Annotated in this window: 1 protein-coding gene; it reads right to left on the bottom strand. The window is 35.2% G+C overall.

What is annotated here, in order from left to right; all coding sequences use genetic code 11:
- Positions 1-62: 62 nt before the first annotated feature.
- Positions 63-602, bottom strand: a complete 540-nt coding sequence (locus B3763_RS03505; RefSeq protein WP_286743740.1) for a hypothetical protein — start codon at positions 600-602, stop codon at positions 63-65.
- Positions 603-670: the final 68 nt, after the last annotated feature.

Genomic DNA, 670 nt, shown 5'->3' with positions numbered 1-670 from the left:
AACCAAAACCCCATAAAGGAGTAAATCTTTTTCATGGTTTATTGATTAAGTTTTGTGGAAAATTAGTCTATGTATTTGAGGTCAAAGCGGCCATCCGTCACATTAATGTCCTGACAGCCATCTACACTTATTCTAAATGAGAAAATTCCAGAAATAATAGTGTTGGCCCTATCAAGGTAAACTATTTCAAGTGTCCCTTCATATTTTGTACTGCTATTAAAGCTCTTCAAATAAATACAATTTGAAGCATCATCGATATAAGCAAATTCTCTAGTATCGGTATTCTGAGAAGATATTTCATATGTTCCAACCTTAACCTCCTCTCCATTGATACTCATTTGAATTCGTTGATCAATATTCTTCTTTGGGTCGATATACCCCCCCCCAATATTTAAAGCATCAGGAAATTGATGGATTGCAGTTAATTTGACGATGTCGTTCACGACCATAATTTTACCATTAACCTTGGCACCAAAAGTGTTTTGACCGGTGTTAGTAATTGGTGGTAATTGGGGCTCTTTATCCGCATCTCCTACTTTCAGGAGGTCGCAGCTGGTTAAACCAAAGGCCAAGATTAAAATGAAGAGAAGCTTTTTTTTCATTTTGCAGTGTTTTTATCAATTTCTGTATAAACGCAATCATTACCAAAAGAAGATTTATACAACGTTAT

Origin of the sequence: Roseivirga sp. UBA1976, assembly GCF_002336325.1 — a bacterium.
Lineage (GTDB): Bacteria > Bacteroidota > Bacteroidia > Cytophagales > Cyclobacteriaceae > Roseivirga > Roseivirga thermotolerans.
The sequence above is the reverse complement of the archived record's forward strand: the minus strand, read 5'-3'. Positions and strand labels throughout refer to the sequence as shown.

Excerpts from the sequence above, each read along its gene's own strand:
- B3763_RS03505 (WP_286743740.1), bottom strand. The coding sequence starts at position 602 with ATGAAAAAAAAGCTTCTCTTCATTTTAATCTTGGCCTTTGGTTTAACC.